A 9,708-nucleotide genomic window follows, 5' to 3' on the forward strand; every position below is an offset into this window, starting at 1 on the left:
GCAACTGGCACTTGCTTGGCCTGCATTGTCGGCTAAGTCAGGGCCGCTGCGCTGTCGCCTTCGTCCGTATCGGTGGTCAAAGGCCCCAGCTCGCCAGCGGCCGGCGTCTCATGCACATGTGAGAGCCGCTTTTGGATGGCCCGCGTGCGCACATCGACCTGCTCGAATTTCTTGGCCGCCTGGTCCAGCGACCTGCGCGTAGCCTCCACCACATCGCCAAACTTGTTGAACTCGGTCTTGACCTGGCCGAGCACCGCCCAGACCTCCGAGCTGCGCTTTTCGATGGCCAGGGTCTTGAAGCCCATCTGCAGACTGCTGAGCATCGCTGCCAGGTTGGCAGGCCCCGAGACCATGACCCGGCAGTCGTTCTGCAAGGCTTCGACCAGACCCGGCCGGCGCATCACTTCGGCAAACAGGCCCTCGGTGGGCAGGTAGAGCACCGCAAAATCGGTGGTGTTGGGCGGCGAGACATACTTGCTGTAGATCTTCTTGGCCTCTAACCGGATCGAGTTTTCAAAGCCGATGCTGGCCGACTGGATCGCCGCCTTGTCCAGGCTTTCCTGCGCATCCATCAGCCGCTGGTAATGCTCGACCGGGTACTTGGAGTCGATCGGCAGCCACACCGGCTTGTCATCGCTGTGGCCCGGCAGGCGGATGGCGAACTCCACCATCTCGTCGCTGCCCGGCACGGTCTTGACGTTCCTGGCGTACTGCTGGGCCGTCAGCACGTTGTCGATGATCATGCCCAGCTGCAGCTCGCCCCAGGTGCCGCGCGATTTCACATTCGTCATCACGCGCTTCAAGTCGCCCACGCTGCCCGCCAGCGTCTGCATCTCACCCAGGCCCTTGTGCACCTGCTCGAGCCGGTCGCTGACCAGCTTGAAGGATTCACCCAGGCGCTGCTCCAAGGTGGCATGCAGCTTTTCATCGACCGTTTTGCGCATCTCTTCGAGCTTGCTGGCGTTGTCGCTCTGGATGCTGGCCAGGCGCTCGTTGAGCGTGCCGCGCAGCTGCTCGGACTGCTGCTGGTTGGCCTGCAGCAGCTGGGCCAGCTGGCGCCCCACCCCGTCTTGCATGCCCGCCAGGTGCGACTGCACATCGGTCTTGAGCGTGGCCAGGCTCTGGTGGTTGGCGCGGGTGAGCGCATCGACGCGCTGGGTGAGCGAGGTATCGAGCACCGACAGGCGCTGGTTGACGGCCGCATCGAGGTGGGCCAGGCGCTGGGCGAGCTGGGTCTCGAACCCGGCCAGCGCCTGGGCCAGCTCCTGGCGCCCCAGGCGCGACTCGGCCAGGCTTTGCGCCATGCGCGCTTCCAGCGATTCGCGGAACTCGCCCATCACGTCCTGGCTGCCCTGGTTCAACTCGCGCAGCTGCAAGGTCATGTGCTGCGACAGGTGGCTGAGCGCGCCTTCGCTGCGCGCCAGCGCCTGCACGGTTTGCTGCTGGTCACGGGCCTGGCGCTCCTGCTGCTGCAGCCAGGCCTCCCCCAGATCGACCTTGGGCCTGCGCAGCAGCAGCACCAGCAGGTTGGCCAGCACCGCCAGCAGTACCAAGGCCAGCAGCACCAGGCTGAGCAGCGACCGATCCAGATCCAGATTCACAACCGTTCCCCGTGTTTGAGAAGACTGCAAAAATAATAGCTGCTTGCACCCGTCTGGTGGGCACAAACAGCCATCTTTATTGAAATATTTTGCGTTCAGACAGCGCTGCGGCGGCTGTGCTCCAGGCGGTTGACGGGCGTGACCGGCGCCTTCCCGCCCAGGTAAGCGATCAGGTTGTCGGCCGCCAGCTGGGCCATGGCCCGGCGCGTGCCCATGGTAGAGCTGGCGATGTGCGGTGTCAGCACCACGTTGGACAGCGCCAGCAGATCCGGGTGCACCGCAGGCTCACCCTCGAACACATCCAGGCCAGCAGCTGCAATGGTCTTATTGGCCAAGGCCTTGGCCAGCGCCACATCGTCCACGATGCCGCCGCGCGCGATATTGATCAGCGTGGCAGTCGGCTTCATGCTGGCGATCTCGGCCGCGCCGATCGTGTGGTGGGCCTCAGGGGTGTAGGGCACAACCAGCACCAGGTGGTCGGCCGTGCTCAGCAGCTCTTGCTTGCTCACATAGCGGGCCTTGCAATCGGCCTCCAGCTCGGCAGACAGGCGCGAGCGATTGTGGTAGACCACCTGCATGCCAAAGCCATGCGCGCCGCGCCGGGCTATGGCCTGGCCGATGCGGCCCATGCCCAGAATGCCCAGGGTGCTGCCATGCACCTCGGCGCCGGCAAACAGGTCATAGCGCCAGTCCTTCCACTGGCCGGCGCGCAGAAAATGCTCGCTCTCGGTGATGCGGCGGGCGGTGGCCATCAGCAACGCAAAGCCGAAATCGGCCGTGGTCTCGGTCAGCACATCGGGCGCATTGGTGCCCTGCACGCCGGCCGCCGTCATCGCGGCCACATCAAAGTTGTTGTAGCCCACGGCCATGTTGGCGCAGATCTGCAGCTGCGGGCAGGCGGCCAGCAAGGCCGCATCGATGCGCTGCGAGCCGGTGGTCAGCACGCCATCCATGCCCTGCAGGCGCTCAGCCAGCTCGGCGGGCGACCAGGCGATATCGTCCTGGTTGGAGCGGACATCGAAGTGCTGTTCGAGCACGGTGACCACTTCGGGCGAAATGGCGCGGGCAATCAGAATTTTCGGGCGGGACATCGGCAGTTTCCTCGGGGGTTCAGCGGAACCAGATAAAAGTCATCACGACAAACAGCGGCACCAGGACGGAGCACGACCAGGCCATGTAGCCAAAAAAGCTGGGCATGCGCACCCCACGGCTTTCGGCAATGGCCTTGACCATCATATTGGGTGCGTTGCCGATATAGGTGTTCGCGCCCATGAAAACGGCGCCGGCCGAAATCGCGGCCAGGGTGGTCGCCATCGAGGTCATCAGCACCTGGGGGTCGCCCCCGGCGGTGTTGAAAAACACCAGGTAGGTGGGCGCATTGTCCAAAAAGCTGCTGAGCAGGCCTGCGGCCCAGAAGTACATCGCCGGGTCGGGCGAGCCATCGGGCCGGGTCACCGCGCGCACCACGACGCCAAAGGGGCCATTGGCGCCCGCCTGCAGCATCGCGATGACGGGGATGATGGTGAGAAAAATGCCGGCGAACAGCTTGGCCACCTCCTGCATCGGGCCCCAGTCAAACTGGTTGGCCGCATGGGCCGATGCGGGCGTCAGCTTGAAGGACAGCACGGCCACCGCAATCAGGCCCAGATCACGCACGATGGACGGCAGGCCCACAGCCACACCGGCAATGTCCCACTGCAGGTCGGACTTCCAAAAGCCGCTCAGCAGCACCAGGGCCACGACAGCGCCCAGCAGCACAAAATTGATCTTGCCTTCAAAGCCCAGGCTGTGGGTGTCGGGCGTGGGGTCGCTGCGGGGCTTTTGCGCATCAAAGCGCAGCATATAGCGGTCAAGCAGGTAGAAGATCACCAGCAACGCGCCGACCAGGAACAGGGTCTCGGCAAAGATATGGCGCACGGTCCAGAAAAAATCCACGCCCTTCAAAAAGCCCAGGAACAGCGGCGGATCACCCAGCGGCGTGAGCGAGCCACCGGCGTTGGAGACGATGAAGATAAAGAACACCACCACATGCGCGCAACTGCGGCGCGCATCGTTGGCACGGATCAGCGGGCGGATCAGCAGCATGGACGCGCCGGTCGTGCCCATGAAGCTGGCCAGCACCGCACCAATGGCCAGGATCGCCGTGTTCAAACCCGGTGAGCCATGCAGATTGCCGCGAATATAGATGCCGCCCGAGACCGTGAACAAGGCCGTCAGCAGGATCACAAAAGGAATGTATTCAGCCACCAGCGCATGGGCCAGGCTGCCAGCGGCCAGCCCCGGGCCAAAGACTGCCGCAAAAGGCAGCAAAAAGGCCAGCGCCCAAAACGCGGCCACCTTGCCAAAATGGTGGTGCCAGAAGCTGGGCAGAAACAGCGGCATCAGCGCAATCGACAGCAGAATGCCGGCAAAGGGGATGCCCCAGAAAACGGAGAGCTCGGCCCCATTGACCGTGGCCGCGCCGGCCCACCCCGGCGCCAGCACCGCAGCGCCCACCGCCACCCTGCCCCAGACCCCATACTGCTGCCCCATAACCTGCTCCTTGTGTTTGTGCTTATTCATGCATGGCAGCCCAACACCGTCCGGCAGACGCACGCAGCCCGGTGATTTTAGTCAGCGGTCCTGTCCCGAGACGGGCCGCTGGCGACAGCAGCCATCCCGATTAACCCGCACGTGCGGGGGCGGGGGCCACGCCTTGCGGCGGAATGTGCTGGCTGGGGGGCAGGTTGAACACCTGGCGCAGGTAGGCCAGGTATTTTTCGTCGTCGCACATGCTCTTGCCGGGCGTGTCCGAGATCTTGGCGACGGGCTGCCCATTGCAGCGCGTCATCTTGATGACGATCTGCAGCGGCTCGTAGCCCAGGTCATTGGTCAGGTTGGTGCCGACGCCAAAGGCCAGCTGGCAGCGGCCCTGGAAGCGCTCGAACAGCGCAATCGTGCGCGGTATCGTCAGCGCATCGCTGAAGATCAGGATCTTGGTCAGCGGATCGACCTTGTGCAGCTTGTAGTGCGCGATCAGGCGTTCGCCCCAGCTGAAAGGATCGCCACTGTCATGGCGCGCGCCATCAAAGAGCTTGCAGAAGTACAGGTCGAAGTCGCGCAAAAACGCATCCATGCCATAGACATCGGACAGCGCAATGCCCAGGTCGCCCCGGTATTCCTTGGCCCACATGTCAAAGCCGTAGATCTGGCTCTCGCGCAGGCGCGGGCCCAGCGCCTGGCAGGCCTGCAGGTATTCATGGGCCATGGTGCCCAGCGGGGTCAGGCCCAGCTGCTTGGCAAACAAGGTATTGCTGGTGCCGGCCAATTGGCCTCGGCGCTCGCCCGGCATCGCAGGATGGGTGGCCACGCCCAGCCCGCCTACCAGGCTGCCCAGCACCTCGCGCTGCCAGCGGTGGCTGAAGCGCCGGCGCGTGCCGTAGTCGGCAATCTTGAGCGCCTCCAGCCCCGGCCCGCGCATGGCCTCGATCTTGCCTGCCAGGCGCCGGCGCCCTTCGGCCCAGTCGGGCTCGGGCTGGGTATTGCGAAAGTAGACCTCATTGACGATGGCCAGCACCGGGATCTCGAACAGCACGGTATGCAGCCAGGGGCCGGTGATGGTGATGTCGATCTCGCCGCTGGGCAGCGGCAGCACGCTGATGTATTTTTCCTTGAGCTGGTAGAGCCGCAGAAAATCGATGAAGTCGCTTTTGATAAAGCGCAGCGATTGCAGATAAGCCAATTCGTCATCGGCAAAACGCAGGCTGCACAGCTGCTGGATTTCGGCGCGGATCTCGTCCACATAGGGCGCCAGCTGCACGCCGGGGTTGCGGCAGCGGAACTTGTATTCCACCTGGGCCCCGGGGAACTGGTGCAGCACCACCTGCATCATGGTGAACTTGTACAGGTCGGTGTCCAGCAGACTTTGGATAATCATGGTTGGCAGCACAGGGTTGCGCGCCAACCCGTGCAGCAGCCCCTTCGGCTGCTACAGGCAGACGCCATGTCTCATATTCACAACCCAGCGCCTATTTCATAAGGTCGCAACAGCGGCAAGTGTAGGCGATTGCCCGCTGCCCTGCTGCGAGGCAGGGCAAGCCTCTGGTTCAGGTCAAACGCAAGCTGTCCAGCGCCACGCGCGTGGCATCGGGCAAGGCTACCGGGCGGCGGCTGCTGCGGTCTACATAGACATGGACAAAATGCCCGCAAGCGGCGCTTTGCGATTCACCGGCGACAAAAATCGCCAGTTCATAACGCACGCTGCTTTTACCCAGGTGCGCCACCCGCACGCCCACATCCACATCCTGCGGATAGGACACCGGCGCAAAATAATGGCATTGGGTCTCCACCACCAGGCCAATGCTGCTGCTCGCTTCAATATCGAGCACACCCTTTTCGATCAGCAAGCGGTTCACAGCGGTATCGAACCAGCTGTAATACACCACATTGTTCACATGCCCATAGGCATCGTTGTCGGCCCAGCGCGTGGTCACGCGCACAAACTGCGCATAGGCAGATCGGGGCTGGGGCTGGGGGCGCTCGGCATGCTGCTGCGAAGAAGACATCTTGGCCATCCTGGTCACATCGTTCGCAGGCATTGTAGAAGTGCGGGCCCCAGGCGCCAGCGCCACGCTGCACGTCGGGGACAGGCGATGGCAGGCAATCACAGGCGCTGCCATCGTGCTGACACATGGCGCAACTACAACGTCAGAGCAAGCTGATTTCAGTCGGTTGCCAGGCGGCTAATTCGTTACCCGATCAACCAATTAAACAAATGGTAAATGATTGAAATCAAAACAAAAGACTTTTTTGCTGCACTGCACAAAAAAGGCTTGCAAAAGGCGCGAAGATGCCCAACAATAGAGTCATTGTGCAGTGCAGCAAATTCAACGCAATGCACAAACCTCCGGCGCACAGGACGTGCCCGGATTTGTACCTTCAACACTTCTAACGAGACGGAGTATGAACATGGCATTGACCCCTGACCAAATCCTGGCTGCACACAAAGCTAATCTGGAAACCCTGCTGGGCCTGACCAACAAGGCCTTCGAAGGCGTGGAAAAGCTGGTGGAACTGAACGTGGCTGCAACCCGCGCTGCGCTGTCCGATGTCTCGGCCAACACCTCGGCCGTGCTCGATGCCAAGAACGCCCAAGACCTGCTGAGCGTGCAAAGCGGCCTGCTGCAACCCATGGCCGAAAAGACCGCTGCCTACAGCCGTCACCTGTACGAAATCGCCGCTGCTACCAGCCTGGAATTCAGCAAGGCTTTCGAGAACAAGGCCGTTGAAGCCCAGTCCAAGTTCAACGAATTTGTCGACACCGCTGCCAAGAACGCACCGGCTGGCTCCGAAAGCGCTGTGGCCGTGATGAAGACTGCGGTTGCTGCTGCCAACAATGCCTACGACTCCGTGCAAAAGGCGGTCAAGCAAGCCGGTGAAGTGGCTGAAACCAACTTCAACACCATCACCAACAACGCCGTCAAGGCTGCTGGCACCGTCAGCGCCGCGACCGCTCGCAAGCGCTAACTAGCGAGCCTCTTGAGCGCGCTGCCGTTGCCCAAGACCTACAGTTTGGTCAAATTTTCGCCAGTGCGCTGGACAGACTCAAGGGTAAACCCTATAATTTACCCATGGTGTTGAAAATTTCAACACACCCAGTTGTCTCCTTGGATCTTTTCGAAACCTGGTTTCTTGGATCCTTTTAAAGCCCGGCCTTGCCGGGCTTTTTTTTGCGCTGCATTTGGCAATAGCGCTGCATGCGCTTCTTATCACCAGAGCCACACTTAACGCGACCTGAATAAGCTCAGAGCCTGCAATGGTTTAAATAGAAACAATTCTTGTTTCAATTAAGATCGCGTCTCCAACTTTACAGAGACGTTTTGCCCTATGCATTCTTTCAAAATCCTTGCACTGGCTTGCGCCATCACGGCAGGTGCCGCCGCACAAGCCCAAGAAGTGGTCAACCTGTACTCTGCCCGCCACTATGCGACGGATGAGGCGCTCTATAACAACTTCACAAAAGCGACCGGCATCAAGATCAACCGTGTGGACTCGGACGACGCAGGCATTGTGGCCCGCCTCAAGGCAGAAGGCGCCGCCTCCCCTGCCGATGTGGTGCTGATGGTGGATGCCGCACGCCTGTACCGCGGCGAGAAGGACAACCTGTTCCTGCCGATCCGCTCGGCCAAACTGGAGGAAGTGATTCCCGCCAACCTGCGCGCCCAACCCGAAGCCGATGGCGGCATCACCTGGTTCGGTCTCTCGACCCGCGCCCGTGTGATCGCCTACAACAAGGACAAGGTCAAGCTGGAAGATGTCGACAGCTACGAGAAGCTGGCCGATCCCAAGAACAAGGGCAAGATCTGCATCCGCTCGGGCTCGCACCCCTACAACCTGAGCCTGTTTGGCGCCGTGACCGAGCACATCGGCGAGGCCAAGGCCCAGCAATGGCTGCAAGGCGTCAAGGACAATCTGGCCCGCCCACCCAAGGGTGGCGACACCGACCAGATCAAGGCCGTGGCCGCCGGTGAATGCGATATCGCCATCACCAACAGCTACTACTTTGCCCGCCTGATGCGCTCGAGCAACCCCGACGATGTCGCGATCACCAACAAGGTCAGCGTGGTGTTCCCCAACCAAAGCAGCTGGGGCACGCACCTGAACATCGCTGGTGGCGCCGTCGCCAAGTACAGCAAGAACAAGGACAATGCCGTCAAGTTCCTGGAGTACCTGGCCAGCCCCGAGGCCCAGACCTACTTTGCCAACGGCAACAACGAGTGGCCTGCGGCCAAGAACGTCGAGACCGACAACCCAGCTTTGAAGACGATGACGCAGAACAAGCCGTTCAAGAGCGAGACCATCCCGATCAGTGCCGTGGGCAGCAATATGCCCAAGGTGCAGCAGATGCTGGACCGCGCCGGCTTCCAATAAGCGCTGCGCCCTGTCACGAAAAGCCCGTTCGCGGGCTTTTTTTGTGACTGCTCGCTGCCCGGCTCTGGGCTAAGATGCTTTGGATCCAACAACCAGGAGACATAGCGATGCAAATCGCCAACAAGGTATTTATCGTCACAGGCGGCGCTTCGGGCCTGGGAGAAGGCACGGCACGCATGCTGACCCGCGAGGGCGCCACCGTCGTCATCGCCGATATGCAGGCAGAAAAAGGCCAGGCCCTGGCCCAGGAGCTGGGCGGCGCCTTTGTGCAATGCGATGTGTCCAATGCAGAGCAAGCCCAGACCGTGGTTGCCAAGGCGGTCTCGCTGGGCAAGCTGTTTGGCCTGGTCAACTGCGCCGGCATCGCACCGGCTGAAAAGACCGTGGGCAAAAAAGGCGCCCACTCGCTCGAGCTGTTCAGCAAGACCATCACGGTCAACCTGATCGGCAGCTTCAACATGATCCGCCTCTGCGCCGAAGCGATGGGCCAGAACGAGCCCGAAGCCACCGGCGAGCGCGGCGTGCTGATCTCGACGGCCAGCGTGGCTGCGTATGACGGCCAGATTGGCCAGGCGGCCTATGCGGCCTCCAAAGGCGGTGTGGTCGGCATGACCTTGCCCATCGCCCGCGATCTGGCGCGCAGCGGCATCCGCAACATGACGATTGCGCCCGGCATTTTTGGCACCCCCATGCTGTTTGGCATGCCCCAGGAGGTACAGGATGCCTTGGCCGCCGGCGTGCCCTTCCCCAGCCGCCTGGGCACCCCTGAGGACTATGCCAAGCTGGTCAAGCACATTGTCGAGAACGACATGCTCAACGGCGAAGTGATCCGCCTCGATGGCGCCATCCGACTGGCACCGAAGTAAGACCACAGGCCTGCGGGCCTTGGCCAGCCAAAAGCCGATCTGCGCTGCAATCCGCTGATCGGCTTTTTCTTGGGCGCTGCACACCGGGCAGCCGCCATGAAAAAAGCCTTCTTGCCGCATGACAAGAAGGCTTTTGGAATCTGGCGGAGTGGACGGGACTCGAACCCGCGACCCCCGGCGTGACAGGCCGGTATTCTAACCAACTGAACTACCACTCCTGGCAGAAAGCGTTGCTAGCCGTGATGGCTACAAGTGCTTCAAACTTGGCGACCCTACGGGGATTCGAACCCCGGTACTCACCGTGAAAGGGTGATGTCCTAGGCCTCTAGACG

At 61.7% G+C, this 9,708-nt stretch carries 8 protein-coding genes and 1 tRNA gene; 3 read left to right on the forward strand and 6 right to left on the reverse strand.

Annotated elements, in window-relative coordinates; all coding sequences use genetic code 11:
* Positions 1-32 precede the first annotated feature (32 nt).
* From rmuC to WH265_RS02315, 5 genes are all read right to left on the reverse strand, one after another.
* The gene (rmuC, locus tag WH265_RS02295) at positions 33-1,520 is read right to left on the reverse strand and encodes a DNA recombination protein RmuC (RefSeq protein WP_445228280.1); all 1,488 of its coding nucleotides are present in this window, start codon (positions 1,518-1,520) and stop codon (positions 33-35) included.
* A 176-nt stretch (positions 1,521-1,696) separates the two neighbouring features.
* Positions 1,697-2,692 carry a 2-hydroxyacid dehydrogenase gene (locus WH265_RS02300; RefSeq protein ID WP_339557200.1) on the reverse strand — a complete coding sequence of 332 codons (996 nt, stop codon included), beginning with the start codon at positions 2,690-2,692 and terminating at the stop codon, positions 1,697-1,699.
* A gap of 19 nt (positions 2,693-2,711) precedes the next feature.
* Positions 2,712-4,133 (reverse strand): sodium:proton antiporter, encoded by a 1,422-nt coding sequence (locus WH265_RS02305; protein ID WP_339557201.1) that lies wholly within the window; start codon positions 4,131-4,133, stop codon positions 2,712-2,714.
* Positions 4,134-4,263: 130 nt separating this feature from the next.
* Positions 4,264-5,517: a nicotinate phosphoribosyltransferase gene (gene pncB / locus WH265_RS02310; protein ID WP_312986390.1), complete on the reverse strand. Its 1,254-nt coding sequence runs from the start codon at positions 5,515-5,517 to the stop codon at positions 4,264-4,266.
* A gap of 169 nt (positions 5,518-5,686) precedes the next feature.
* Positions 5,687-6,154, reverse strand: a complete 468-nt coding sequence (locus tag WH265_RS02315; RefSeq protein ID WP_445228279.1) for an acyl-CoA thioesterase — start codon at positions 6,152-6,154, stop codon at positions 5,687-5,689.
* Between the two features lie 394 nt (positions 6,155-6,548).
* Between WH265_RS02315 and WH265_RS02320 the strand changes: the two genes are divergently transcribed.
* The 3 genes from WH265_RS02320 (at position 6,549) to WH265_RS02330 (ending at position 9,376) form a co-directional block, all read left to right on the forward strand.
* Positions 6,549-7,106 (forward strand): phasin family protein, encoded by a 558-nt coding sequence (locus tag WH265_RS02320; protein WP_027011309.1) that lies wholly within the window; start codon positions 6,549-6,551, stop codon positions 7,104-7,106.
* A gap of 360 nt (positions 7,107-7,466) precedes the next feature.
* Entirely contained in the window at positions 7,467-8,510 is a 1,044-nt protein-coding gene (locus tag WH265_RS02325; RefSeq protein WP_021028627.1) for a Fe(3+) ABC transporter substrate-binding protein, read from the forward strand.
* Between the two features lie 107 nt (positions 8,511-8,617).
* A complete protein-coding gene (locus tag WH265_RS02330; protein ID WP_339557202.1) occupies positions 8,618-9,376 on the forward strand; it encodes a 3-hydroxyacyl-CoA dehydrogenase in 759 nt (252 codons plus the stop codon).
* 141 nt (positions 9,377-9,517) lie between these two features.
* Here WH265_RS02330 and WH265_RS02335 read toward each other — a convergent pair.
* A tRNA-Asp gene (locus tag WH265_RS02335) sits at positions 9,518-9,594 on the reverse strand.
* Positions 9,595-9,708: the final 114 nt, after the last annotated feature.

Source organism: Comamonas sp. MYb396, assembly GCF_037479555.1.
Lineage (GTDB): Bacteria > Pseudomonadota > Gammaproteobacteria > Burkholderiales > Burkholderiaceae_C > Comamonas.